20 protein-coding genes are annotated in these 25,553 nt (G+C 56.9%); 12 read left to right on the top strand and 8 right to left on the bottom strand.

The features are described from left to right. Nucleotides 1–100: 100 nt before the first annotated feature. Nucleotides 101–418 (bottom strand): DUF4148 domain-containing protein, encoded by a 318-nt coding sequence (locus ACSQ36_RS25020; protein WP_436184010.1) that lies wholly within the window; start codon nt 416–418, stop codon nt 101–103. A 480-nt stretch (nt 419–898) separates the two neighbouring features. Further along, complete coding sequence (locus tag ACSQ36_RS25025) at nt 899–1,687, bottom strand: AraC family transcriptional regulator (RefSeq protein WP_436184011.1); 789 nt, start codon at nt 1,685–1,687, stop codon at nt 899–901. Nucleotides 1,688–1,904: 217 nt separating this feature from the next. Between ACSQ36_RS25025 and ACSQ36_RS25030 the strand changes: the two genes are divergently transcribed. The 3 genes from ACSQ36_RS25030 to ACSQ36_RS25040 all read left to right on the top strand — a co-directional run bounded on the left by ACSQ36_RS25030 (nt 1,905) and on the right by ACSQ36_RS25040 (nt 6,336). After that, nucleotides 1,905–3,296 carry an NAD-dependent succinate-semialdehyde dehydrogenase gene (locus ACSQ36_RS25030; protein WP_436184938.1) on the top strand — a complete coding sequence of 464 codons (1,392 nt, stop codon included), beginning with the start codon at nt 1,905–1,907 and terminating at the stop codon, nt 3,294–3,296. 234 nt (nt 3,297–3,530) lie between these two features. Further along, complete coding sequence (locus ACSQ36_RS25035; protein ID WP_436184012.1) at nt 3,531–5,309, top strand: FAD-dependent oxidoreductase; 1,779 nt, start codon at nt 3,531–3,533, stop codon at nt 5,307–5,309. 250 nt (nt 5,310–5,559) lie between these two features. Beyond that, complete coding sequence (locus tag ACSQ36_RS25040) at nt 5,560–6,336, top strand: SDR family NAD(P)-dependent oxidoreductase (protein ID WP_436184013.1); 777 nt, start codon at nt 5,560–5,562, stop codon at nt 6,334–6,336. Nucleotides 6,337–6,403: 67 nt separating this feature from the next. Here the strand turns inward: ACSQ36_RS25040 and ACSQ36_RS25045 are convergent, their stop codons facing one another. Continuing rightward, complete coding sequence (locus ACSQ36_RS25045; RefSeq protein ID WP_436184014.1) at nt 6,404–7,366, bottom strand: helix-turn-helix domain-containing protein; 963 nt, start codon at nt 7,364–7,366, stop codon at nt 6,404–6,406. Nucleotides 7,367–7,596: 230 nt separating this feature from the next. Beyond that, nucleotides 7,597–8,424 (bottom strand): GntR family transcriptional regulator, encoded by an 828-nt coding sequence (locus ACSQ36_RS25050; protein ID WP_436184015.1) that lies wholly within the window; start codon nt 8,422–8,424, stop codon nt 7,597–7,599. Nucleotides 8,425–8,606: 182 nt separating this feature from the next. Here ACSQ36_RS25050 and ACSQ36_RS25055 point away from each other — a divergent pair, with 182 nt between their 5' ends. From ACSQ36_RS25055 to ACSQ36_RS25080, 6 genes are all read left to right on the top strand, one after another. After that, entirely contained in the window at nt 8,607–9,422 is an 816-nt protein-coding gene (locus ACSQ36_RS25055) for an alpha/beta fold hydrolase (protein WP_436184016.1), read from the top strand. 30 nt (nt 9,423–9,452) lie between these two features. Further along, on the top strand, nt 9,453–10,808 hold the full coding sequence (locus ACSQ36_RS25060) for an amidohydrolase family protein (protein ID WP_436184939.1): 1,356 nt from the start codon (nt 9,453–9,455) through the stop codon (nt 10,806–10,808). Between the two features lie 111 nt (nt 10,809–10,919). Beyond that, the gene (locus ACSQ36_RS25065; RefSeq protein ID WP_436184017.1) at nt 10,920–12,002 is read left to right on the top strand and encodes a substrate-binding domain-containing protein; all 1,083 of its coding nucleotides are present in this window, start codon (nt 10,920–10,922) and stop codon (nt 12,000–12,002) included. 19 nt (nt 12,003–12,021) lie between these two features. After that, nucleotides 12,022–13,572 (top strand): sugar ABC transporter ATP-binding protein, encoded by a 1,551-nt coding sequence (locus ACSQ36_RS25070; protein WP_436184018.1) that lies wholly within the window; start codon nt 12,022–12,024, stop codon nt 13,570–13,572. 127 nt (nt 13,573–13,699) lie between these two features. Continuing rightward, nucleotides 13,700–14,590, top strand: a complete 891-nt coding sequence (locus ACSQ36_RS25075) for an ABC transporter permease (RefSeq protein WP_436184019.1) — start codon at nt 13,700–13,702, stop codon at nt 14,588–14,590. A 234-nt stretch (nt 14,591–14,824) separates the two neighbouring features. After that, nucleotides 14,825–15,136 carry a DUF4148 domain-containing protein gene (locus ACSQ36_RS25080; protein WP_436184020.1) on the top strand — a complete coding sequence of 104 codons (312 nt, stop codon included), beginning with the start codon at nt 14,825–14,827 and terminating at the stop codon, nt 15,134–15,136. Between the two features lie 775 nt (nt 15,137–15,911). Here ACSQ36_RS25080 and ACSQ36_RS25085 read toward each other — a convergent pair. After that, nucleotides 15,912–17,036 carry a TauD/TfdA family dioxygenase gene (locus tag ACSQ36_RS25085; protein ID WP_436184021.1) on the bottom strand — a complete coding sequence of 375 codons (1,125 nt, stop codon included), beginning with the start codon at nt 17,034–17,036 and terminating at the stop codon, nt 15,912–15,914. 521 nt (nt 17,037–17,557) lie between these two features. On the opposite strand from ACSQ36_RS25085, the gene ACSQ36_RS25090 reads away from it, so the two are divergent. Further along, on the top strand, nt 17,558–18,826 hold the full coding sequence (locus ACSQ36_RS25090; RefSeq protein ID WP_436184022.1) for a TauD/TfdA family dioxygenase: 1,269 nt from the start codon (nt 17,558–17,560) through the stop codon (nt 18,824–18,826). A gap of 189 nt (nt 18,827–19,015) precedes the next feature. Then, nucleotides 19,016–20,299 carry a methylaspartate ammonia-lyase gene (locus tag ACSQ36_RS25095; protein WP_436184023.1) on the top strand — a complete coding sequence of 428 codons (1,284 nt, stop codon included), beginning with the start codon at nt 19,016–19,018 and terminating at the stop codon, nt 20,297–20,299. A 249-nt stretch (nt 20,300–20,548) separates the two neighbouring features. Here the strand turns inward: ACSQ36_RS25095 and ACSQ36_RS25100 are convergent, their stop codons facing one another. Beyond that, entirely contained in the window at nt 20,549–21,499 is a 951-nt protein-coding gene (locus tag ACSQ36_RS25100) for an aldo/keto reductase (RefSeq protein WP_436184024.1), read from the bottom strand. 25 nt (nt 21,500–21,524) lie between these two features. Here ACSQ36_RS25100 and ACSQ36_RS25105 point away from each other — a divergent pair, with 25 nt between their 5' ends. Further along, on the top strand, nt 21,525–22,451 hold the full coding sequence (locus tag ACSQ36_RS25105; RefSeq protein ID WP_436184025.1) for a LysR family transcriptional regulator: 927 nt from the start codon (nt 21,525–21,527) through the stop codon (nt 22,449–22,451). Nucleotides 22,452–22,918: 467 nt separating this feature from the next. Here the strand turns inward: ACSQ36_RS25105 and ACSQ36_RS25110 are convergent, their stop codons facing one another. Beyond that, entirely contained in the window at nt 22,919–24,370 is a 1,452-nt protein-coding gene (locus ACSQ36_RS25110; protein ID WP_436184026.1) for an efflux transporter outer membrane subunit, read from the bottom strand. A gap of 3 nt (nt 24,371–24,373) precedes the next feature. After that, nucleotides 24,374–25,540 carry an efflux RND transporter periplasmic adaptor subunit gene (locus ACSQ36_RS25115; RefSeq protein ID WP_436184027.1) on the bottom strand — a complete coding sequence of 389 codons (1,167 nt, stop codon included), beginning with the start codon at nt 25,538–25,540 and terminating at the stop codon, nt 24,374–24,376. Nucleotides 25,541–25,553 lie beyond the last annotated feature (13 nt).

The raw sequence follows: 25,553 nt of genomic DNA on the forward strand, positions 1-25,553 counted from the left end.
TCGTATCCCCCAGACCGCTACTAGCGATGCCTCACAGGACGCAAGATCCCATTCGATGTTCGTTCCGTCGGTAGGGACCGTATGGTGAGCGTCGTGTGGCTCAGTGATGATCGAACAACGCATTCGAATCGTCGGATAGTGCAGGAGCGGTCACCCGTCCCGCTGCCGAGCTACCGCTTACCGCGCCGCCGTACGAACTTTGATTGCCGTTTTCTTTGGTGACTCTAGCTTCTGCAGCAAGCAGGTCGGCGGGATAATGCGGATCTCTGCCTGCAGCGGGCGTCCATCCGGCCTTCTCGAGTTGAACAAGTTCCGCACGAACCTGCGCCCGTGTGACAGGACCATTGGATTGCGCGAACGCTGCGGCCGGCGCAGAAAACGCCACGGCGAGAACAATTGCACGTGTAACGGACTTCATGGTTGACCTCCAGTGAGTTGTGATCGACGCGAATGTGATTTCGGCATCGGTGACCTGGAGTGTAAGCAGCCTGGAAATTAGGGGTAGTCCATATTTTGGAGGAGGATTGTTGTCGGCGGCGTGCCAATCCCGCCGGATCTCGTTTGCGCATTTGTTCGTCTACAACTAAAGAGGGCCAACGGCGGCGCTGTCACCGGCCACGATAGATGCCGCAATGTACCGGACAGGACCGCAAGCAAGTCCGCTGCGACAGTCGACTTCACGGGCACCCCAATTCGATCAAGGCGATGCTCGTGATTCACACGGGAAATACTTCTATATCGAGAATCCTTCGCCCGTTGTTACATAGAGGGTCTCAGGACGAGCTCGCGTCCGCTGCGCGGCATTATTGCGGGCGCCGGCGGCGGCCGCCGTGCTTCACTCGGGAAACCCGGAACGGCCTTGTCGTAACGAACGTCGTTGCACCCGCGATATTCGCGGTCATATCGCTTGGCTCGCAAGCTCGCTCGGACTTATCCCCATGGTTTTCTTGAACATGCGGCTGAAAGAACCCGTATTCTCGTAACCGAGGGTTAATGCAACCGACGTGACCGCTTCGCCTTTGACAAGCCGTACGACCGCTTCGGTCAGCCGTATCTGCTGTCGCCAAGCGGCAAATGACAACCCGGTCTCAGCCTTCAGCTTACGACCAAGAGTGCGCGAAGACATATTCCCTAAGGCCGCCCATTCCTCAATTCCTCGGGGATCACCTAGGTCCTTCTTGAAACCCTCTTCCACCTTCACGAGGCGCGGGTCATGCACGCGTGGCAGGTCGAATTCTCCCGAGGGCAGGAACTGCAATTCGCTGAAAATCAGCGCCACGATCTGCGCAGCCGCGCCGGCGACCCCTTCTTCGATTGGCAATTCAACGGCCCGTACGACAAGCTCACGTAGTAGAGGCGTGACGTAGATGAGCGTCGGGGTATGCGGTAGCGGGATAGGTGGGTTATCCATCCGCACATACAGATTTCTAAGCTCGACATCAGTTCGTGCACGCATTTCATGTTCGGTATTCGGCGGAATCCACAGGGCGCGCTGCGGGGGAAGAAGCCAGTGGCGCTCGCTTGTGCTGACCCACATTACGCCGGATACAGCGAATAGAAGTTGTGCGCGTTTGTGCGCATGACGCGCCTGGATAGCGCCGCTTGCGTATGTCATCGACATAGCGGCAACGAAGCCGGGCACATCCTGGAAATCATCGGGATTGCTGCTTTTCTTCACTATAGCCATTGATTGTCCGGTTCTGCACATAAGTTGACATTAGGTGCGAAGTTAGCCAACACCAAAATCCTTACATTACATACCAAGCCGTCTGGGAACGACAACCGATCATTCCCTCGGTGCATTACGGCCTAGTTTTGTTCCACGGAGCGATTGATTGAACGAGCTGACATCAATTGCCCAGAACCGCTCTGCGCTGTGTGATCAACAGGAGATTCAAGTGAACATGCAAACCAGTATTTCAGAGTTCCAAACACTGAACCCCGCGAACGGTAAGGTCGTGAAGAGTTTTCCTACCGCGACGGACGCAGAGGTATTCGCTGCGCTGTCTACGGCCGAGGAGTGCTACCGCAACGACTGGCGTAACCGGCCGGTGACCGAGCGTAAGCGCGTCATGGCCCGTGCAGCAGCCATTCTCCGTGAGAAGGCCGAAGAATACGCCCAGTATATTACTTTGGAAATGGGCAAGCCCATCGACCAGTCGCGATACGAAGTAGAGCTGTCAGCGGCTATCCTCGACTACTACGCGAGCCATGCAGAAAGCTTCCTGAAGCCGCAGGCATTGCCGGATGCTCCGGGTTCGGTGGTGGTGACCGAGCCAATCGGGGTGATTCTGGCTGTCGAGCCTTGGAATTTCCCGTACTACCAACTGGCCCGGGTAGCTGGTCCGCAGATGATGGCTGGCAATGTGGTTATCATCAAACACGCACCGAACGTTCCGCAATGCGCGCTCGCATTTGCACGTCTGTTCGAGGAAGCAGGCGCACCGGTCGGCGCTTACACCAATCTGTTCGCGACCGTGGATCAGGTCTCGGCGCTCATCGATGACTTCCGTGTCCGTGGCGTAACGCTTACGGGCAGTGAGCGTGCAGGCGCAGCGGTTGCCGAGCGTGCCGGCCGGACGCTCAAGAAGGCGGTCCTGGAGCTGGGTGGAAGCGACCCCTTCATCGTTCTGGAAGACGCGCCGTTGGAAGATGCGATGAACGTCGGCTTTATGGGCCGCATGATCTGTATGGGACAAGCCTGTGCCGCGTCCAAGCGTATTATCGTGGTGGGCAAGGAGCGTGGCGAGCGGTTCCTGGAAGGTCTTGTACAGCGTATTGACGCACTGAAGGTGGGTGACCCGGCGGACAACACTACGACCCTTGGGCCTCTCGTGTCGGAGCGCGCGCTTGAGGCCCTTTTGGGGCAGATTGAAGGGGCAAAGGCACATGGCGCGCGCGTGGTGGTCGGTGGAAAGAGGATGGATCGCGAAGGCTTCTACCTCGAACCGACGATCATCACCGATATCACGCCAGAAAATCCGCTGTCCCAGCAGGAGACGTTTGGCCCGGTGGCCTCGTTCTACGTGGTGGAAACGGAGGATGAAGCAATTGAACTGGCAAATGCGACGAAGTTCGGTCTTGGTGCTGCTATTTTCAGCGCTAATGTTGAACATGCGCAGAAGCTCGCAGCCCGCATCGAAAGCGGGATGGTGTTCATTAATAGCTGTGCCATCACTGCACCTGAAGTTCCGTTCGGCGGTGTAAAGAACTCCGGCTATGGGCGCGAGCTGTCAGAGCTCGGCTTCGGCGAGTTCGTCAACCGGAAGCTTATCCATACCGCGCCAGCGGCATAAGCTTGACTATCGCAGGGGCATGGGATGTGCTCACCTCTGCGACGTTACCGCAGCAGTGGCTTCACAGTCACTGCTGCATAGTCTTGTGTTGCGAGTTCAACTTGCAACAGTCGCTCCGTCTCCAACTCCTGGATTGACGGCTGCGCATATTTCCAGCGCGGCGCGACGATGCGTCATGTGGTGATTTCTCTGCGGGCGTCAACGCTCGCTGTTAGCAAGCGAAGGGGGTTAGGCGTGCAAGACGAAGACAGGAATTTTGCTCCAGCACCCTCGGCGGATCATCGGGAAGATGTACGTCGCGAGCGAGCAGTGGACTCGGCCGTTGGGGGCGTACATAGCTCGGCCAGCGAGGGTGCGCTGGAAGAACTACGTCGGTATCAAATGTATCCACGGCTTAGCCCGCTTCAAATCGCCAAACTGAGACGTTTTGGCACGATCAAGCAGTGGGCCTCCGGCGAAATGATGTTCGAAACTGGGGAGCGTGGCCTGGGCCTGTGTGTACTCCTCAAGGGAACGGCAAGACTCACCCGGCGCGACGGCCTGGGACGATCCCACTTTCTCGTCGAAGAAAGCGAAGGGCAGTTTCTTGGCGAGATAGCTCAGCTCTCAGATAAGCCATGGCTGATTGATGGCCAGGCCGTGTCGGACGTCGAAGGCTTGTTGATAACGCCGGATCGGTTGAGGGCTCTTCTCATCGCGGAAGCCGAACTTGGCGAAGTCATCATGCACACGCTTATTCTGCGACGGATTCGACTCGTGGAGAAGGGTAGCGGCCCAGTGCTTCTGGGGCGGTTGGACCACCCCAAGCTCGTCTCGCTTGAGGGATTTTTGCGTCGAAATGGGCATCCCCACTCTGTGGTGGACGCGGATGCGGATTCCGATGCGCTTGCGTTCCTGGAGGGTATCCCGGCGTGGAAGCGCGAGTTCCCTCTCGTCGTGCTACCCGACGGCACGGTGATGAAGGATCCAAGTGAAAATGAAGTCGCGGTCAAGCTGGGGCTGGTACCCCGGTTCGACCCAGCGCGAATTTATGATGTAGCTATTGTTGGAGCCGGTCCGTCGGGCCTCGCGGCAGCAGTGTACGCGGCTTCTGAGGGCTTGTCGGTCGTCGTACTCGATGCGCGGGCACCCGGAGGGCAGGCCGGTGCAAGCGCGCGTATAGAAAACTATCTTGGATTCCCAACGGGAATATCTGGTCAAACTCTGGCTGACCGGGCTTTCGTTCAGGCGGTCAAGTTCGGCGCCGAGATTGCAATTCCAGCCCGCGTAAAGGCTGTCCATACTGCCCCGTCAACTCTAACAATTGAGCTGACGGATGGGCAATATTTAACGGCGCGTACGGTCGTCGTTGCGACCGGTGCGGCGTATCGCCGCCCGGACATAGCAGGGCTGGAGAGTCTGAACGGCTTGGGCGTTTATTACTGGGCCTCTCCCATCGAAGCGAGACTGTGCAAGGGGGCAGAAGTTGGAGTTGTTGGTGGAGGCAACTCCGCCGGCCAGGCAATTGTCTATCTGTCCGAATACGCTGCTCACGTACATGTGCTCATCCGCGACCAAAGCCTGGAATCGACCATGTCGCGGTACCTGATTGACCGGATCACGTCGTTGCCGAACGTGACGCTACATTCGAATACGCCGGTCAGAGCGGTCGAGTGCGATGACGATGGGCTCGCTCGTGTGCTGTGCGATTCTCCGGAAGGAGAGAGGGTATTGAACCTTCGCCATCTCTTTCTGTTCACCGGGGCGGAACCTAACTCCGGCTGGCTGGGTACGTGCCATATCGATACCGACGAAACGGGATTTGTTAAAACGGGCGAGGCGGCGCACGGACAAATCAACGGATTTTCGCTTCCGCTGGAAACTAGCGTGCCTGGAGTATTCGCCGTAGGCGACGTGCGGGCGGGCTCGGTCAAACGGGTCGCTGCGGCGGTAGGCGATGGTGCGGCCGTGATCGCAGAGATACATGCGTTTCTTGCACGTCAGGTCCACACGAAGTCTACAGGGGACGTCTGAAGCCAGATTCAGTCTGAGAATATCGTCGCCTTCGACTCATGACGCGATTTGCGCGGGAGGGGTAAAGTAGCTTGACTACGTTTTCCGTGCACGTCTGCAGGAGCTTGTTCGGGCGGCGGGCTATTTTGCCTGCGAGCACTGGTAGGCCCTTGAAGTTTAGATTATGTATGGGCAACTCATGTGTGCTACCCGCTCGGCGAGTCTTGTCAAATGTCTTTAACCCGTCGTGGTCGGTAAGCAGGAGAACCCCATGTCTCGAATTTTTATCACTGGCTCGGCTGACGGGCTCGGTATGTTAACGGCCCGTTTGCTGATTGAACAGGGGCATACGGTAGCAATCCACGCTCGGAACGAGCTTCGTGCCAAAGACGCGGCGCGCGCGTTACCATCTGCCGAAGCGGTACTTGTCGGCGATTTGTCCTCGATAGTAGGGATGAGACAGGTCGCCGAACAGGCCAACGCGACCGGCAGGTTCGATGCCGTGATCCATAACGTTGGTGTCGGATTTCGAGAGGCACGGCGGATCGAGACTGAAGACGGACTGGCGCATGTGTTCGCGATCAACGTACTTGCCCCGTATCTCCTGACCGCGCTTATGGAACGTGCAGATCGGCTGGTATACCTCAGTTCCGCCATGCACTTCGGAGGCGAGCCAGATTTGAGTGACCCGCAATGGAAAGACCGAGCGTGGGACGGGGTACAGGCGTACTCGGATAGCAAACTGTACGACGTGCTTCTTGCGTTCGGCGTTGCACGACGATGGCCGCAGGTGTACTCGAATGCGATGACGCCCGGATGGGTCCCGACCAAGATGGGTGGTTCAGGTGCGCCCGACGATATCAGATTGGCACCGGTGACGCAGGCGTGGCTCGCGGCGAGCAGTGACGATCTGACGAAAGTAAGCGGCGAGTACTTCTATCATATGCAAGGTCACAAAGTCGCGCAGGCGGCACGTGATAACAAGCTTCAGGACGACCTGCTGAATTACTGTGCCTCGTTGAGCGGCGTAGAAATATCGTCCAAATGAACGAGGCGCCAGCTCTCCTTCCTTGGCGTAGCTTAGGATCCGAAGAGGGGGGCTGGCGCAAGTGGTCTCAATCTCTCTGATATCCAAGTCGGAATTCTCTAGGGGACATCCCGAACTGCTGCTTGAACGCCCGACTGAAGTGGCTGGGTGATACAAAGCCCCATCTGTAAGCGATGTCAGCGATACGCTGGCCGGCAAACGTGGGGTTCGCCAGCGCTTCTCTGCATCTTGCAAGTCGTTTCTCGAGTATCCAGGCTGTCACTGTCGAACCGCTCCGACTGAACAGCGTATGCAAATACCGAAGGGAGATGCGATTGTCCAAGGCAATCTTCGAAGGAGTGAGTTCACAGTGCTGAAGATTGCACAGGATGTACTGCTGTATGCCGACTAGCATTGTAGTAGCGTGGTCAGTTGTGGCCGGAGGATTGCTCTCCGCGAGGGCGATGCCTATAAGCTCTAGCGTTGGACGGCTTACGGGGCCGATCAGCCTTAACTCGATTTTGTCGATCTGCTGCGACAGGGCTCGCATATGCGATGCGAGGAGTGCGCCTACTCCGCTTCGAGTGTCAATCTTCCCGCCTCGGGGAGGCGTCGTTCGGTCGGGCATCCAGTCACGTAGCAGAGTCCACGGCGCGATTAACGTCACTTTATTGATCCGCTCGACGATCTCAAAATCAGTCTCTCGGCCAGTAGTCCAAACTACCAGATCACCTGAAGAAGCCTCGAACTCGTTAGTACCTATTCGAAAACGTTCACGTCCCTCGAGCACCAACTGCAGGCCGACATACAGTTCGTCGTCGCGCTGGATGTCCAGATGCGTTCGCCGTCCTGCAAACGGGTCACAGATTGCGTGAACAAATCCTGCGCCGGCGAATTCAAATCTTCGTACGTGGGCATAAAAGGAAGAGGGCAAACGGCCCCGCACCTGCCAGGGACGATAGCTTGCACTGACAACGGCCTGCCAGGAATCTGTCTTGTCTGCCGGCGAAATTCCTGCCGTCGTCCACTCGGCGGTCTCGTTACGAGTCAACGCTTTCCTCTGCAATCGAGTCCAACGCGAATATCCATCGTGTCCGAGCGCGCGACAGTCCAACCAGCCGACTGCAGTTGCCAAAACAATCGTCAATCTCCCTCATGGCGGACGAACATTGGCATTTGACGTTTAAATTTTGAATACTTTATACTATTTGAACACGTTGAGTAAGGCCGTGGGCCGGTCGCTGCGGGCACAACCGTCGCGGTGCGACCGCGAGTCGGTCATTAGCCCGACGCCGTAACGGTCTTCTTTCGGACCTTACGCTTGGGTTTGTCGATGGTTGAAGTCGGAACTGCCGAAGTCTTGGTCCCTGTCGCCGCGCGCGTGCTGCGACTTCTGCCGACGCCCCTAGCGTCAGGCGCCTTGGCCTTTTTGTCGTCGGGCGATCTTAGGAACGGCAGCATCATGTCACGCGTTTGCTCGAGGTGTGCCGTCAATATCAGCGCTGCCGTGTCCGCATTCCCATCGAGAATTGCGTTCAGCAATGCAGCATGTTCCGACTCCAATTCGCCCCCCTGACCGACTGCCGGAAGAAGAGCGCGGTGGTAGATGGCTGCGGCGTCTGCGAGCTGGCGCACCATCTGGAGTAGCCGGGGGCTACCGCACGCCTGAAGGCAAACGAAGTTGAAGTCGTCGTGCCGGGCCAGCCATTCGGGATTGAGCGTGCCGGGTTCCGACGGTAACGTCACAGGGGTCCGGCTTAGCCGGTGATGTGCCGCAACTACCAGAGATTGCCACTCCACGTCCCCACGCCCAATGGACTGTCGGATCGCGATTCCTTCGAAAATGACGCGCTGGCGGACGAGATCAATAAGGTCCTCCTCGGAGAGCGCGCGCACCGTAAATCCGTGCTTCGGCTCGATTTCAACCAGCAGTTCGCCCGTCAGGCGGCTGAGCGCCTCGCGCACGACATTGAGACTGACGTTGTGCGCGCGTGCGAGTAGCGACGTCTTGAGCCGCTGCCCGGGCAAAAGCTTCCCTGTCAGGATCTCTTCCCTGATTTGTTCGAACACTGCCGTATTCAAGGTTCGACCATCGGTAGTGGCACGCATCCGCTTCATTCCATAGTTATACAGGTCCTAGAATACCACGCTAATGCGGGTAACCACGATAGGCCAAACTATCGATTCTTTACATCTCTATTGACAATGACTGTATAAAATAGACAATGTGAGATAGGGAGGCAGCAGACGCGACGCTGCTGAGCCCGCAAAAATGAGCTTAAGGTGGAAGAATGCGAGAAGAAACCTTTGATTTCGAAGGCATACCGGTCACGTACTATCACGGCGGCAAGGGCGACCCCGTGTTGCTGATCCACGGATCAGGACCGGGCGCCTCCAGTGTTGGCAACTGGCGCGGCGTTCTCGGTCCGCTGTCGGAGCGATACGAAGTCTTCGCGATGGACCTTATCGGTTTCGGAAAGAGCGGGCGAAAGCTTGCTGCGCCTTATTTCGACTACCCGCTTTGGGTCAGGCAGGCGGAGGCTATGCTTTCGGAGATAGGCGGGGACGCGGTCGGGGTTGTCGGGCATTCTCTCTCTGCGTCGATAGCCTTGACGTTGGCGTCCAGCAACCCGCGCATAAGCGCTGTGATCACAACAGGCGCGATGGGGGCTCCGTTTGTGCCAAATGAAACGACGCACAGAAGCTGGACATGCCCGACCAGTCGAGCTGAGCTCGCAACGGCCTTGCGGGGGCTTGTATTCGATGCATCAGTCATTGACGACGCTTATCTGGACGCCAGGGAGCCGGTGGTTTTCGCGCCGGGATACGCCTCTTACTTCAATCAGATGTTTGAAGGCGACCACGCCAAGTACATCGAGGCCGCGACTTTGTCCGCAGAAACGTTGGCGGCTGTGAAATGTCCCGTGGTTTTGCTTCACGGGCGAGAAGACAAGGGTTTCCCACCGGATAACTCCATTTGGCTTGCCCGGCAACTGCTGCATAGCGACTTGATCTTACTTGGCGAGTGCTCCCATTCCGTGGCTTTTGAGCGTTCGGCCACGTTTCTCGCGACGGCCCGTGAGCTGTTTGCGAGAAGTAGCGCTTAAACCATTATCGAGACAGGAAGGACCATGAGTTTGACAAAAGGCTATCTGCTCAAAGGCAGAATAATAGACGGTACCCTCAATCCCCCCGTTGAAAGTGGTGCGGTGGTCATTGAGGGTGAGCGACTGGCGTGGGTAGGGCCGGCGGCGGACCTGCCGCCGATGTATCTTGACAGGGAACTTGATGTTATCGATCTGCCGGGTCGTACTCTGATGCCTGGGCTCGTCGATGGTCATACGCACATTTCGTTCGGGGAGTCTCGCTCCGAGGAGGAAAATGCGTTGTATACGCCAGTTGAATTTCGGACTGCTAAAGCGCTCTACTACGCAAAAAAGGTTCTTCAGGCAGGCGTAACCAGTGCTTTCGATGCGGCAACGTCTTACAACATTGCTCAGGCGGTACGCGACGCGATCGATACCGGAATGTTCGAAGGTCCGCGCTTCACGGTATCGGGAAAGCAGCTTACCAATCATCAGGGGCTGGAAGACTCGTTCCCTAACGAAATGCAATTTCCGCCTGGACAGAGCGCTGTCCTGATCAGGTCGAGGGAAGAGCTAATCGAGGCGATCCGTTTTCAGGTAAAAGACGAAGTCGATGCCATCAAGGTGTCGGGATCCAACGATAATCTTATTACCCCAGACTCCCTCGGTTCATCCGCATTCACGCTGGAAGAATTTCAAATAATTGCAAAGGAGTCGCACAGGCTTGGGCGGTTATGTAGCGTTCACGCCCGGTCTCGAGATTCGGCTTTGTATGCGGCGCAAGCGGGATTCGATAATCTCTTCCACGCGTCATATATCGACGATGAGGGTATCGAGGCGTGCCTGAAGAACAAGTGTGTGATCACCCCTACCCTCACGTTGCTTGTCAACCTGATGGAAGCCAAGCAGTCCGAGTCTTTGGGTGCATCGAGCACCGACGCGTTCCGGCGGGAAATCGAAGCGGCTTCCGCAAACCTGAAGAAGGCCTTCGAAGCTGGTGTGCCACTCATCGCGGGAAGTGAGAGTGGCTGGTCACCGGTTCCGTACGGACAATGGCATGCCCGCGAAATGGAGATTTTCACGACTCATCTGGGCCTGACACCGCTCCAGGCGATTCACGCTAACACGCTCGTTGCGACCAGGCTGTTGCCACGTTATGGACATGAAGTGGGCAAACTTGAGGCAGGTCGACTTGCAGATGTACTGGTTGTTCCTGGCAACCCGCTGGACGACATCAAGATTCTTCAGCGACCCGGTTCGTTCGACTACATCTTCAAAGGTGGCAAACCTATCGACAGGACGCCGCCAGCACCAAGAAAGCGCAAGTGGTACGAGCGACACAAGATCTTCCTTAACGGACTCTACGAATTCGACCAAGAAGCGGGCGTTGGGCGGCTCGTGCAGTAGCGATCTCGTTGGTTGGAGCGACATTGATTCCAGGAAAAGCAGACCGGCACGACCACACTAACCGGTGGTCGCGACGCGGAGCTGCACGGTAATGACCCAACGGAGGCCGTCATGTTCGTTTTGCGCAGTTTCGGAAAGCACAGCGCCGTGCTCAAAGGCGTCGCGGCAGCAACTCTAATTGGTCTTGCATTGGCCTGCACCGCAGCGCAGGCGGAAACCGATCGTCTTCTTGGCTTAATACTGCCAATCAAGGCAGAAAAGCCGTTCAAGATTGGCGTGACTGTCGTGCATCTGAACGATGACTTCTATAAGGGCATCGTGTATGGAATCGAGGACGAGGCGAAACGCTCGAACGTTCAGGTCGTGCAAGTATCCGTGGCTGGAGGTTACGGAAACGTGCGTGAGCAGTTCGCGCAACTGGACGCGTTCAAGACAATCGGCGTGCAGGTGGCTGTGCTGGCTCCAGCCGCGTACGACGGATTTGACCCAATCATCCAGTCGTTGAAGGCAGCGGGCATCAAGGTCGCCTCCGTAGGTATTCCCGTGAACAGCAAGAACGTCGATTTTGGTGTCCTTCAGGACGACAGGTCGATCGGTGCGGTACTCGCCGATCAGATTTGCAAGAGCGGGCCCGGCCAGAAAATAGTAGCGACGGTTCCGGGTCCAGCAGGAGCCGAATGGGCGCGCCTGCGTTACGTCGCTTTCACGGACGAGTCGAAGAAGTGTCCCTCTATGAAGGTTATACCGGGCGCTTTCGGCGGCGGCCTTGGATTGCAGGAAGGTATGACGCAGACATCGGACATTCTTCTGCGCGATCCAGACGTCAATTTTATTTACACACCTGAGATTTCGCTTGGCATGGGCGCGGCGCAAGCGGTCAAGCAGCAGAACCGTAAGGTTCAGGTGATCTCGAGTGCCATGGTTCGCGAAGCGGCTCCCTTGTTGAAAGATGGCCAAATTCTGGCCGTCGTATCGGAGCCGGGGATCATTATGGGGCGACTCATCGTGCAATATGCGATCCGTGAAATGGAAGGCAAGCCCATGCCGAACCTCCAGCCGGCGTCAGCACAGGGGCTTGCGTACCCGCATTTTGATGTGCCGTCGCGACTCATAACGCGTGAGAACGTCGACTCACATCCGTTTAACATCTACGAAATCCCCCCGGCGGACTGGCAGATGCCAGCGGTCCAGTGAACGCGACGAGGCGTTTGCTATGTCAAAAGTAGAGCCGCTATTGCGTATGCGGAATCTGACGAAGACCTTTGGCGCGACCCGGGCGCTCGACTCGGTATCGGTCGAGTTTCAGCCCGGAGAAATCCACTGCCTGCTCGGAGAAAATGGCGCGGGAAAGTCAACGCTGGGCAAAATTGTCGGCGGCCTTTATCGGCCCGATGAGGGCGAAGTGCAGCTAGCTGGCGAGACTGTCGTGTTTTCCAGTCCCCGGGAGGCCCGTTCCGCAGGCATAGCGATGGTCTATCAGGAGTTGTCGCTTGCACCGGATCTATCGGTGCGAGCCAATCTTTGGCTCGGAGTCGAAGGCGCTCGATTTCCATTCTCCCTGACGTCGCCGCGTCGAGAGTCGCAGCGCGCTTCACGCACAATGGCCATGCTGGGTCTGGCCGAAATCGACGTTGAGCGACGCGTCCACGACTTTCCGATGGCGATTCAGCAGTTGATCGAAATCGGCAAGGCGTTGATGTTCCAGCCCCAAGTCATCATTTTTGACGAGCCGACGGCAATGCTCGGAGCAGTGGAAAAGGAAAAATTCTTCGAAGTGCTTCGGGGACTTCGCGACACCGGAATTGCCGCTGTTCTGGTAACGCATCATGTCGACGATGTAATGGCTGTCGGCGACAAGGTCACCATCATGCGCAATGGACGCATTGTTGACTCTTTTCCAATGACTCCGGAAATTGATCCCGATGCTATTGTCACTCGGCTCACCGGAAAGCGACAGCTCAAACATATCAATGAGGCGAGCGGCCATGTGGTTCGGGAACCAATGCTCGTGATGGAAGGTCTGCCGACGATCGAAGGGCCGCGAGCCCTAACGATTGAAAAGGGAGAGATCGTCGGGCTATATGGCGTCGTTGGATGTGGCGCGGAAACGCTGATTCGCAATATTGTGGGCTTGGAACAGTCGTTGCCCTCCGGAGGGGTCAGATTTCGGCTGGAGGATCGGCAATATAGGCCGAAACACCTAAGGCACGCGCTCCGGAGCGGCGTCTCCTACCTTGCAGCTGGCCGGGCCGCGAACGGCATACTGCCGGACAGGTCGATCAGTGACAATCTTTTGCTAACCCAACTGGGATCCTTGAGTCGGTTTGGGTTCGTCAGGCCAACTCTTGAGCGTAGTCGTTGTGGAGAACTCATCGACGAGTGTCAGGTAAAGCTCAGACATCCGTCGGACAGGATGACGAGTCTGAGCGGTGGCAATCAGCAAAAGGTTCTCGTTGCTCGAGCAATGGCTTCTGCGAAAAAACTTCTCGTGCTCGAGGAGCCGACGGCAGGTGTGGACCTTGGTGCAAAAAAAGCGATCCATGAACGTATCCGGGAGGTTGCTGAATCGGGTGTCTCTGTACTCGTTCTCTCTTCCGACCTTCCCGAGAACATCAGTCTTTGTAACAAGGTGATTTCCATGTTCAAAGGCAAGGTTGCAGGTATATATCAAGACCCGACAGAGCGCGACCAGGGGGCAATCATTTCTGATGTCTTGGGGCAGCATGCGAGCCCTTCGAAGTTATCAGGTCTTCAATGCCATTGACTTGAGGTAAATCATGGGTTTGGAACCGCATACATCGCCCGTCAATGTTAAATCTTCGTTGCGCGCAAACCTGCCGGCGCGCCTGCGTCGTGCTGTTCCGCTCTCAGAGGGTATGTTGCCGCTTCTCGTGGTCATTATCGCGGCCGTCGCGGGTATCATCCAGCCGCGTTTTCTCTCGACGGATAACATGCTCAATCTGGCTCGGCAAGCCGTGCCATTGATGATTCTGTCGTTAGGTCAAGCTGTTACCATTATCCGGGGAGGTCTTGACCTTTCGCTCGCGTCCGTGATGTCTCTCGCCGGCGTCGCTGGCGTTGTCGTCATGCAGCACTACGGGGTTTTTCCTGGCCTAGTTGTGATGCTTTTGACTGGCGCGGTTGTTGGCACATTCTCAGGCTTCATCATTTCGTGGTTCAACACGACGCCGCTTGTGGTCACGCTCGGCATGCTATCAGTAGCGCAAGCCGTGGCTCTGATCATTTCCGGCGGCGTTCCTATCTATGCTGTTCCGGGAACCTACGTTCAGACCGTCGCATTTGGCGCCTGCTTTGGGTTGCCCGTTATGGTCTGGATTGCGATCGCCCTCACCGTAGCAATAGCGGTGCTGCTTCGGTACACGGTATTCGGGCGATACATTTACGCCATGGGGTCGAATGCGTCTGCAGCAGCCAAGTCTGGAGTGAACGTACGCCTTTACACGATACTGGTCTATAGCGTAAGTGGCCTTTGCGCATCGATTGCCGCTATTGTCCTGACCGCATGGGTAAGCTCCGCTCAGCCAATCGCAGCGCCGAATCTCACGTTGCAGTCGGTGGCTGCGGTAGTGCTCGGTGGCGTCGCGCTCACGGGCGGCTCCGGGGGCGTCCGTCAGATTTTCATGGGCGTGATGATGCTGACTTTGCTTTCCAATGTGATGAATATGATTGGAGTGTCCGCCTATTATCAAACCCTCGCAGTGGGGATCGTAATCATTGTGGCCGTCATACTCGATCGGTATCGTCGAAAAGAGAGTGAGTAGCGGCGAACGGTCGCCATCGAAAACGGCGTGACTTAGTCGATCGCAGTGGCGCCTCGTATCATTTTATGCGGTAGACGTTAGGTACTGTAGCACCCGGGGCAGTTCACACGGCTGCTCTTTGGAGCGTCAGAAGCAGGTAGGTTGTTTGTGCATAGAATTGGCAGTTCGTTCAGCGGTTGCCTGCTCGGGTAGCCGTGAAAACCCTTCCGAGAACTTCGACAATAGGAGAATTAAATGAGAAAACTTCGTACGCTTACGCTTGCTGCGGCATTACTGGGGTTGTCCGTTGCGCAGACGCAAGTTGTGATGGCGCAAGCATCGGACACGGCGCCGGCTTCCGCTACGACCAAACAGCAGCAAAAGGCACAGCACAAGGCTGCGAGAAAGGCGCGTCGGGCGAAGAAGAACGCTGATCTGAAGCAGCTAGAGAAGAACGGATACAATCCTACCGGTGGTCGAAATGATTACCCGCAGGATTTGCAGAACGCGCAGAAAAAGATCGACCAACAGAAGGCGAATGGAACTGCACCGGCTTCCGCGCCGTAAAATTTTTGCACGCAGGGCTTTCGGCCCGCGAAAGCGGGCCCTTTTTGTCGTTCGACTAACCGTGCGCGCCTCTCGTAAACGTCTCATACCAATAGCACTGCGCGGGGAAGCTAACGAGCAGAGGGCTACGACAAGCCGCGAGTCTCCGATTATTCACCAAACTCGACCGATGGTGCCGGACGCGCCAGAGTGATCCTTATCAAGTCGCATGGTGACGGGCAGTTTTCAACTGAAGACGCAAATGGCAGCGCGTGTAGGGGCGCGCCTGATCACTCGAGCAAGTTTCGCCGGTAGCTTTTAAAGCTGGTATGCGAATCAGCTGCCTGGGTTGCCCCGTGGGCGCTCGCGCACGGTCTTAATACGATGCTGCTATCCAAGGGGCGTCGGCCTACCACGCTGGGCAGCGACTCGGTGAAGTTGTTCTGGGTCGGGCCGAAGCAAGAATGCAAACCGTCGGAAGCAGTACTGCAACAATGGCGATGCCCCCTACGTGCAAGGTCTTGCCCGCGATGCCAAAGCGCTATAGCCCAGTTTTGACGCAGCACGCGCGCGCGTATTGACCGGACGCCGGATATGACAACCCTGCGAGCTCAAGAAGTTCACGACCATGCTCGTGAAACAGATCGGCAATCGATATAAAAAAGTAAAGCAACGCCAGCGATTGCAGAAAAAAGGCCCGCACAAGCGCGGGCCAAGCCATATCGTGGAGGATATGGAGGAGACGTGAAATCGACAGCTCGTAGTTCCTGTGAATCTGAGCTACGTGCGACAACGTTTAAGGTTCAAGCGAGACGACCTCTGTCATACCCGGAACATACACGCCGCCCCGACGGCCGCCGCCCGTCGCATCGTAGTACCAGTGCGGAAGTGCACGGCCATCAGGCGCGACGAGCCAGAGTCGCAGCAGATGGCGTTTCCGTTCAGCTTCGTCAAAGTCCTCGTACTCGGTCCGTGTATGCAACGCCACGTGATTGTTCAAGTACTGAATGTCGCCTTTCTCAAGATCCATGCTCAGGTTGAACGCGGGATCGTTTGCGAGTTGATCCATCAGGTCAAAAGCTTCACGCTGTTTAGCCGTCACCAAGGGCAGCTCCGGGAAGACCTTACAGCTCTCGTAGAACATCCGCAGGTATGTGCACATAAACCGGCCCTGAAACAGGTTGAAAACCGGTTTCTGGTAGTAGGGGCGCGCATTTGCCGGGACTTCCTTCTGGCGACTCGTCCAGAGTGGCTGGTATAGCTCTTCGAGCAGGTCCGGGCGCCGCTTCTGGATTTCGTTGTGAAGCGCGACCGAACTGACAATCATGCTCTGACCGCCGGACTTTGCTGGATGCAAACAGAGCAAAGCAACAATGTCACCGCTGTCTGTATGGAAGAAGAACCGCTCGCGCGTGTTATAACCGCGAATCTCCGTGTGGGTGAACGGACGTACCTTGCCGTCCGCGTCGTATTCCGCCTTCTGCGCCTTGTATCCGAGATCCACTACGTGGCCAAGCATATGGCCCTTGCCGTTCTGCGGAATTGGATAGCCAAGATAAAGGCCCATCCCCCAATACATCGTCGCGATGTCCTCGCGGCTATATCCGTCCACCGGCATACCCTTCACGAGCACGAAGCCACGGCCGTCGTGTACATCGTGACGAAGCTCGGCCAACTTTTTCGCGAGGTTATTCAGGGGGAAATCACGCACGCTACGAATGCCCCCAAAGGGCAATTTCTCAGCGCGCACGTGCGCGAGTGCGGACGCAAGCTCCGAGCGATCAGCGTCGGTCAGGCGATATTTCCATTCTTCGGATTCTGCAAGCGCGGGACCCTTCCAGTCCCCGGGCTCAACCACAGGCTCCTTCGGCGGCACGATGCGGCCCGATTGCTCGCGCGCTTCGAGAACTTCAGCACTCATTGTTTTCTCCACTTTAACGGTAGGTAAGCGAATGCGCCGGCAAATGGGACATCAATGTGCGCCATGTGCCGGTGGCCAGGTCTAGCTTGCCCAGCAAATCGCGACGAGCGCACCAGTCGCCGTCGGGGCGAAGTCATTTAAAAATGGTGCGCCGTCAATTATCGAATGTCAATAGGATTATCCATAATTATTGGAAACCTACCATTCGGATAAGGGGCGAAAGAGGGCGCAAGCAGAGCCGCGCATCCATTGCCACGACAGGCAAGGGGCAACGGCACATGCTAGAGAAATTGGAAAACCGAGGGCGTCAGAAACCACATTGGTGTGGATCATTATTGAAATTATGGATAATTCGTGGTGCAATGTTTCGCAGCGCAGCGTCCCTTGTGTCTGGGAGGGTTTGTTCCTCTGAGTGCGCCGAGGTGGCCGCTGGGCATACGTTGTCAGTCGCTGGGGGCTGGCGAGCCGCGTCAGAAGTCGCGGTTCGCTTTTTACGCAAGACGAGGTCGTGCGCCTGCCTCTTGAGCATAGACGGACAGCGTCGCATTACGAAATCAAATGAGCACGTTGGCGCCGCTATCGCCCCGTACGAGCAAATCAACGCGAAAATGTTTGCTTGTAGAAATCAAAGGAGTCGTGACATGGAAGTTGCAGAACAAAGCCATAAGAATCCAGTGGTCGGCGAGCCGTGGTTGAACGTCGGTCATATCGAGCCTTCGTCGGCACCAATCGACGGTCCTGCAAACTGGAAAGGGCAGGACATCCAGCAATCTGATGGCTGGAAGTTTGTGTTGTCGCCGCAAGATGTTGCGGATCTTGAGTCTGCGCTCGTGTATGTGAAGGAACGAAAGCTGGGATTGCTGGAGATGCGGACCCAGGACGAATTTCCACTTGGCGGCCTGGCTAGCAAGCTCAAGGCGTTGCGTCACGAACTGCACCACGGCCGTGGCTTCACCCTTATCAAAGGCATGCCGCTTGACAGCCACTCGCAGCTCGAAGCGGCAATGCTGTACTGGGGTATCGGTCTGCACCTCGGATATCCGGTGCCGCAAAACGCCAAGGGACACATGCTCGGTCACATCGTCGATCTCGGAAAGAAGTCGGACGCCGACCAAGCATTGTCTGACGGGAAGAAACGCCCGTTTATCGCAAAAGAAACGCGGGGTTATAACAGTCGCGAACGCTTCTTTTTCCACCAGGACTTCGGCGACGTCGTCGGCCTGATGTGTCTTCAGCCAGCGAAACAGGGAGGCAACAGCCTTATCGTCAGCGCAGTTGCGATTCACAACGAAATTCAGCGTACGCGTCCGGACCTTCTTAATGTGCTGTACCAGCCGTTTTATGTAAGTCGACAGAACGAGCTACCGTCCGGAGCGCGACCTTATTACCGGATGCCGGTGTTTCAGACGCACGAAGGCAGGTTTGCTGTCTGGTATCTGCGCGCGTTCGTCGAAAATTGTGCAAAGTTTCCGGAGCTGCCAGCACTGACTGATAAGCAACGTGAAGCCTTCGATCTTATCGACGCGCTCGCGGACCGCCCGGAGTTCCATCTGAACATGGACCTGGAGCGTGGCGATATCCAGTTTATTAATAACCAGGATATCTTGCATACGAGAATGGCGTACGACGATCACGATGATCCTGCGCTTAAACGCCATCTGTTACGCCTGTGGCTGGTTGCGCCGGACGCTCGTCCATTGTCCCATTGGATTTACGACCAGTTTGGGCAAGGGCGGCGAGGAGGTATTTACGTGCCGGGCGTACAGGAAAGGGCCGATTTCGAAGCATAACAGCCGTAGCCGGCTTCGGTTTTTCATAGAATTTGGGTGCAACATTGAAACCTGCCTATGGCTGACCGTAATAGCTGGGAACGCGTAAATCGAGCGTGCGTTGCATGACGCGTCGTTACATCGCATCCGTTCGGGGCCGGGCGGATGCTGTCTCATTTACTGCCCGCTTTACGTCGCTAGGAGCCTACGGTGACGTTCAGCCAGCCTTATATTTTCAGAGCCAACATGAAGATCGTGGATGTGGTCTGCGCGGAGTGCCATTCAGGGCTGTTCAATATTGACCTTGCCGCTTCGAAAGCAGGTGCCGTCAGAGACGGATTTGTTCTACAAGGAGAGCCGAGGACGCCGGGCTTTAGTCGCATCGTTCAACCAGGATCCGCAGTTTCAATCATGCTCGTGCTCGAGGATGGGCAGGTTGCGTTTGGAGATTGCACAGATGTAATCCTTGCAGGCGCTGCCGGTCGCGATGCACTGTTCCAGCCGAATGAACATGCTGAACTGTTCTCCGACGGTCTGCCGTCAATGTTGATTGGGCGTGACGTTTCCACGTTCCGGCAACAAGCCGAAACTCTTGACGCAGCCGAATGGAAGGGGCGGCGGATGCACACCGCGATTCGATATGGTCTCAGTCAGGCGCTGTTACATGCCGCAGCGCTTGCCCGGCGGCTGCCAATGGCCAAAGTCATCGCGGATGAGTATCACTGCACAATTGCTTCTTTGCCTTCCCCTCTGCTGGCGAATAGCCCGGTCAGCGAGACTGCACATGTCGACAGACTCATTCTTAAGAGAGTCGAACTGTTGCCACATGGTTCGTTCATGAATGTTGAGCGCGATCTGGGCCAAGACGGTCAGAAACTCATCGACTACGCGACCCGCGTGGCTAACCGAATTCTGCAGATAGGGGAGTCGGACTATCGGCCGACGCTACATTTCGACGTGTATGGAACCCTAGGCGAGATGACGGAGTACAACTCGGAGGCGTTACTTGCATTCCTTGAGAAGTTGAAAGCGTCGATAGAGCCTTTTGACTTCATCATTGAGGCTCCGTTGATCATGGCGTCACGTGAAGAACAAATCGAGGCGTATCGGGATCTTTGCGCGAGAGTACACAAGCGGATGACCGGCGTAACCATTGCGGTCGATGAATGGTGCAATACGTTCGAGGATGTCGTCGCGTTCTCGGATGCCGGCGCGGGGGACATGCTTCAGGTCAAGATGCCTGATCTCGGCGGGATCACGAATACCATCGAAGCTGTGCTATACGCTAAATCGCGATGCGTCGGTGTGGCGTTGGGCGGCTCGCTCAATGAGACTGATCAGTCTGCGCGCATCACTGCGCACATTGGGCTCGCGTGCCAGCCGACATATGTATTCGCAAAACCAGGATACGGCGGAGATGAGGCCATTATGATCTTACGAAACGAAATGGCACGGACATTGGCACTCCTATCTAGACCGGCGCGGTTCGCGTAATTCATAACGTCTGGCAAGCTGCTATGTTGACTAGGTTCGGACGAGAGGCATATGTTCGCCCATGCGCGGTTGGGGCACGTCTCCTGTGCGAAGCGATGTATCGATGCAGGCGCTAGCTGCGATTTGCGCCGGGGCGGGGAATGTGCTCCGAGCCCAGGTAGGTGCCGGGCTCGGATAAGGAATGCCGCAAATCATTCATGTTCCACGCGGCCCGCCCTGTATTGCGGGCGAGCAGTGGAGTCGCCGTTCTCAGGCGTCCCAGCGTGGAGCAAACGGGGGATTCACAAACCGCTGGTTCTTCGGGAGAGCGGCGATGGCGTGTCGATCTTCGTCGTCCAGTTTTATGTCCTGAGCATCGAAGTTCGCCTTCTGGCTTTCGGGGCGCTGCGCCTTAGGGATAGCAATCACGCCCTCCTGGTCAAGGAGCCACGCTAATGCTACCTGTGCCGCAGAAACGCCATGTTTGGTGCCTATCTGGCCGAGGACGGGATCACTTGCAGCGCGTCCTTGGGCCAATGGGGCGTAAGCCGTGAGTGGGATCCCCTTGCTACGCAGATAAGCGAGCATGGGCGACTGGTCCAGAAACGGATGATATTCGACCTGATTGCAAGCAATCGGTGCACCAACCTCCTCGATGGTTTTTTTGAGCAAAGGCATCGTGAAATTGCAGACTCCGATGGCACGAACCAGTCGCGCGTCGAGCAGGGTTTGCATCGGTTCGAATATGTCGGGAAGGTTCATCCCATATGCAGGCCAGTGAACCATGTACATGTCGACATAGTCGAGTTTCAGCTTCGAGAGGCTTTGCTCGAATGCGGGCCGGATTCCACCTGCCTGAAGGTCGGAGTGCCACACCTTGGTTGTGACGTGAAGCTCGTTGCGACTGATGCCAGCGGCTGCAATGGCTGCGCCTACCGCATCCTCGTTCTCGTACATGGCCGCCGTATCGATATGGCGATATCCGATAGCCAATGCGCATTCCACGACCGGTTGGCAACCGCCCCCGCGCATACGAAACGTGCCAAAGCCGAGGCGAGGCAAGGTAATTCCTTGCGTTTCGATCATATCCATGAAAACAACTCCAAATTTGATGACTGACGTCGAACCGCAAACCTTGAGCCGACGGACTGTCGATACTTTCTCACGCATGCATTGTTGAATAAAGTACGGGCAGCTCACATGAGTCGTGATTAAAATCACGTATTGCGTGATACGGGAGTGCAGGATGGCCTTTGATGGACGCCTTTTTGCCGGGGTTACGGTGTTGGCCGCAGTGGCCGAAGGAGGAACCTTTGTTCGCGCTGCCGAGGCGCTTGGATTGTCTCCCTCAGGGGTCAGCCGGGCGATTTCCAGGCTGGAAAAGCAGGTAGGCGTACGATTGCTGGACCGGACGACCAGGTCCCAGACATTGACCGACGAAGGCCGACGCCTCTATGAAGCGATAGGGCCTCATTTGATGGGCATTGAAGAAGCAGCGTCCGCAGCATCGGGTTCCGCGACGCTCGTACAGGGTAAGTTGCGGGTAAATGTTGATCCCTTCTTCTCGCGGACCGTACTCGCAGTCAGAATTCCGGAGTTGCTGCGTCGGCATCCGGACCTCTCATTGGAGCTCATCATGAGGGCCGACGTTGGCGATCTTGTTGCCGATGGTTTTGACCTTGCAGTTCGTTTTGGGCCGCCCCCAGAGGGGAGGCTAGTCGCCCGCAAGTTGCTGGACACCCGCATTTTGACTGTAGCGTCACCGGAATACGTCAAGCGGCGCGGTCGGCCCGCGACGCCTCATGACGTCATGCATCATGAGAGGATCCTCTTCTATAATCCGGTGACTGCAAGGCCTTTCGAGTGGGAATTCCATCGACGCAGGAAGTCCGTCACATTACCGGTAGAGGGGCGCTTGCTCGTGTCTGACGTGGGAACAATGCTGGGCGCCTGCATGTCAGGGGCCGGCATCGCACAGGTAATGGAGATAGGGATAGAAAAGTTGATTCAGGATGGCCTCCTGGTGGACCTTCTGCCCGATTGGCCGGACGAGCAATTTCCGCTTTACGCTCTTTACCCTTCCAGACGACACCCGCCCGCGAAAGTCCACGCGTTCATCACATTTTGCCTCGAATCGCTGTCGTCACGCCCCCATGCATCGTCGAGTCCCTGACGCCCTCTTAGGCATGTTGTTGCGGCGGCAAATCGCTTGTAATCGCACTAAACATCCACACCAAATGATTCAATGATGCGCTGAGAAAAGCCTGCAGCGTGCTCGTAACCGCGCATGAATTGTTCTTGGCGTTGCTTCCAACAGTTCTCGTCCTGGGGAGCGGAGTTACCGCCATCGTCCTCCTGACGTCGAGCTGGACGTCGACGAATTCCTGCGCCGTCTCCTTCAACGATCGACTCTGGTACGCGGGTGCAGACGCTCTCGACCGGGCGCACGAAATGCCTCGGGCTCGGACTACCGCCTTCCCGACTTCGCTGCGTTGATCGCTAAGAGCGGGATGCGATCAACCTTCAGGATGGCACATCGGCGTTGTGTCGCTGCGTTACGTAATAGATTTTGCGTTCCCAATTATGGAATCACTGACGGCGACGTATCAGGCGATTGTCGCGGTTCCGGCTCAATCAGGTTCATTTTCTTGCGGTTGGCGGCAACTTCACCGCTACCTCCGAGGTCGGCAGTTCGCTGGTGTTCCAGCCTCCGCCGAGTGCGCGGACCATGCCAACGTCGGCGAGAAGGCGACGTGTCCTTATGTCGATGTCGGCTTGTTGGGACTCGAGAAGTGCGGTCTCTGCTGTCACCACGTCGAGGTAGCTATCCACTCCTTCCTGGTAAAGGATGTTGGCGATGTCGCGAGTGTGACGAGCGGCATTTACTGCGGCCTCCTCGTGTTCGTTTTCCTGACCCAACCAATGTAGGAGGGCGGCGTTGTCCTCGACATCCTGGAATGCGGCGAGGACGGTCGAGCGGTAAACAGCGCTCGCTTCCTGGAATTTGGCGTACGCAGAGGCCGCTTCGGCCCGAAGTGCACCGCCGTTAAATACAGGTAAGGTTACTTCGGGACCAAGGGACCAAAATATGTCCGGCAGGTTTATCAAGTTGAGATTGGTCCCTTGGAAACCACCAAGCAGATCGAGTGAAATCGACGGATAAAAGGCGGCCCGGGCAATGCCAATTTCGCTGTTGGCAGCTGCGACTGTTCGTTCGGCGGCGGCGACGTCTGGTCGACGTTGCAGGAGGGCCGAGGGCACTCCCGGGGGGATATCCGGCAGAGCAACGGGTACGGTAGAGGTCGTAATGGCGATCTCGCCTGGCGCCTTGCCGATAAGGGTGGCGATGGCATGCTCGAGAAGTGCTCGCCGCGAAGCGACGTCGGTGCGCGCGGCCTCGGTCGCCTCCAACTGGGTCTCGGCACGAAAAACATCCTGTTGAGAGACGAGCTTGCCAAAGTAAAGAGTTCGCGTGAGCGTGAGGGCCTGCTGATACGCGCGAACCGTGTCTGTGAACAATTGCGAGTCAGCATCCAGTCCCCGCAAAGTGAAATAATCGCTTGCGAGCGCTGCATGGATGCTCAAACTCATGGTAGCGAGGTCCGCCGCGCTTGCCTGGGCCAAAGCCGCACCTGCTGCGGCCCTATTGCGCACCTTGCCCCAGAAATCAATTTCATAGCTGGCGACAACACCCAGTTGATTCGCGCCGTAATAGTCAGGTTGGCCGTTTCCTCGCAACGGACGGTCACGGGACTGTCGGTTGTTTGAGAGCGCGCCCGAGATGTCTAACTGCGGCGATAGCCCTGCGCCCGCTTCTGCTGCCAGAGCGCGCGCCTGGTCATAGCGCGCAGCCGCAGCGGCGAGATCTGGATTACCGCCGTCTACCTGGCCTTCCAATCCGTTCAGCGTCGCATCGCCGAAAACGGTCCACCACGCATCGCGCGGCAGGCCGTCGGCGGGGCCAGCGGACTGCCAGTCACTCGTTTCCTTGTAGTGCGCCGGCACCTGTACCGTTGGCGGCTCGTAATGGGGGGCGAAATTACAGGCGTTGAGTGCGCCTGCCATGACGACAAGAAGGTACTTACGGGACATGGCTTATTCCGCCTGCCCAGATGTGGGTATGGCGAGCGTGACTTGATCGCCGTTTTGCAGCGTCTCGGGCGGGTTGTCAATCACCCTGTCGTTGGGGTTCAGGCCTGATAACACCTCGACACTGTCGCCGAAATCGCGACCGAGCTCTACCGGCCTGAAGGTGACTTTGCCGTCTTCGTCGAGCACAGCCAGTTCGGAACCTTTATCGGTCGCCACGAGGGCGGTCGCCGGCACTCGAAACAGCGTCAGGTCGCTGGGCAACTCGAAACGCACCTGACAATAGGTTCCGCTAAATAGCTTACCGGCGGCGTTGCTCGCGTGAAGCTCGACCAACATGCTGCGCGAGGCCGGTTCTACTGCATGAGATACTGAAACCAGGGTGGCACCGAATTTCTGTCCCGGGTATTCTGGCAGGTTGAAGCTCGCGTTCAAACCCTCCTTCACGGCCGCCGAGTAGGCTTGCGGCACCTGAACGTAAATGCGCACGCTGTGCAGGTCAGAAATTTCGAATAGCTCCTTGCTCGCGGTACTGTCCGCATTGATCAATGCACCAATATCGGTCTTGCGAGCGGTTACGATGCCGTCGAACGGCGCGACGACGGTCTTGAAGCTTTCCAACGCTTCGAGCCGCCGGACGTTCGCTTCGGCGGCTTTGACAAGTGCCTTCTTCGCCTCCCAATCGCCTGCCTTCTCATCGGCCACCTGTTGCGCCACGGCGTGCGAATCGACCAAGGCGAGCCAGCGCTGTGCCGTTAGGTTAGCCAACTGCTCATTTGCCCGGGCCGTGGCGAGGTCAGCTTTTGCCTGATCGAGTTGCTGGTCCAGCTCTGGCGTGTCGATTTGCGCAAGCTCTTCGCCGGCCGCGACGTGAGAGCCGATATCTTTGGTCCAGTTCTTGAGGTAACCGCTAACTTGTGCATAGATCGCGGCGCGGTAATACGGCTCGATCGTACCCGGCAGCGTCAGAGCTTCCGTTTCGGCGCCGCGTTCGACTTTGGCAAGCGCTACAGTCGGCAGGCTTTGTTGCGCCGTCCATTGCACCAGCGTTATTGCATGACTGCGACGTTTTGCGATCCCGAGCGCCAGCACGCAGGCAACGATGGCAAGCGCGATCAGGCCGATCAGTGAGAGTCGACGCAGGTTGGGTGCTTTGACGAGGTCTTCTGACATTGATATGGACTTC

The organism is Caballeronia sp. LjRoot34, from assembly GCF_964253815.1.
Lineage (GTDB): Bacteria > Pseudomonadota > Gammaproteobacteria > Burkholderiales > Burkholderiaceae > Caballeronia.

Excerpts from the sequence above, each read along its gene's own strand:
- ACSQ36_RS25020 (WP_436184010.1), bottom strand. The coding sequence starts at position 418 with ATGAAGTCCGTTACACGTGCAATTGTTCTCGCCGTGGCGTTTTCTGCG.
- ACSQ36_RS25025 (WP_436184011.1), bottom strand. The coding sequence starts at position 1,687 with ATGGCTATAGTGAAGAAAAGCAGCAATCCCGATGATTTCCAGGATGTG.
- ACSQ36_RS25030 (WP_436184938.1), top strand. The coding sequence starts at position 1,905 with ATGCAAACCAGTATTTCAGAGTTCCAAACACTGAACCCCGCGAACGGT.
- ACSQ36_RS25040 (WP_436184013.1), top strand. The coding sequence starts at position 5,560 with ATGTCTCGAATTTTTATCACTGGCTCGGCTGACGGGCTCGGTATGTTA.
- ACSQ36_RS25050 (WP_436184015.1), bottom strand. The coding sequence starts at position 8,424 with ATGCGTGCCACTACCGATGGTCGAACCTTGAATACGGCAGTGTTCGAA.
- ACSQ36_RS25055 (WP_436184016.1), top strand. The coding sequence starts at position 8,607 with ATGCGAGAAGAAACCTTTGATTTCGAAGGCATACCGGTCACGTACTAT.
- ACSQ36_RS25065 (WP_436184017.1), top strand. The coding sequence starts at position 10,920 with ATGTTCGTTTTGCGCAGTTTCGGAAAGCACAGCGCCGTGCTCAAAGGC.
- ACSQ36_RS25070 (WP_436184018.1), top strand. The coding sequence starts at position 12,022 with ATGTCAAAAGTAGAGCCGCTATTGCGTATGCGGAATCTGACGAAGACC.
- ACSQ36_RS25080 (WP_436184020.1), top strand. The coding sequence starts at position 14,825 with ATGAGAAAACTTCGTACGCTTACGCTTGCTGCGGCATTACTGGGGTTG.
- ACSQ36_RS25085 (WP_436184021.1), bottom strand. The coding sequence starts at position 17,036 with ATGAGTGCTGAAGTTCTCGAAGCGCGCGAGCAATCGGGCCGCATCGTG.
- ACSQ36_RS25105 (WP_436184025.1), top strand. The coding sequence starts at position 21,525 with ATGGCCTTTGATGGACGCCTTTTTGCCGGGGTTACGGTGTTGGCCGCA.
- ACSQ36_RS25110 (WP_436184026.1), bottom strand. The coding sequence starts at position 24,370 with ATGTCCCGTAAGTACCTTCTTGTCGTCATGGCAGGCGCACTCAACGCC.
- ACSQ36_RS25115 (WP_436184027.1), bottom strand. The coding sequence starts at position 25,540 with ATGTCAGAAGACCTCGTCAAAGCACCCAACCTGCGTCGACTCTCACTG.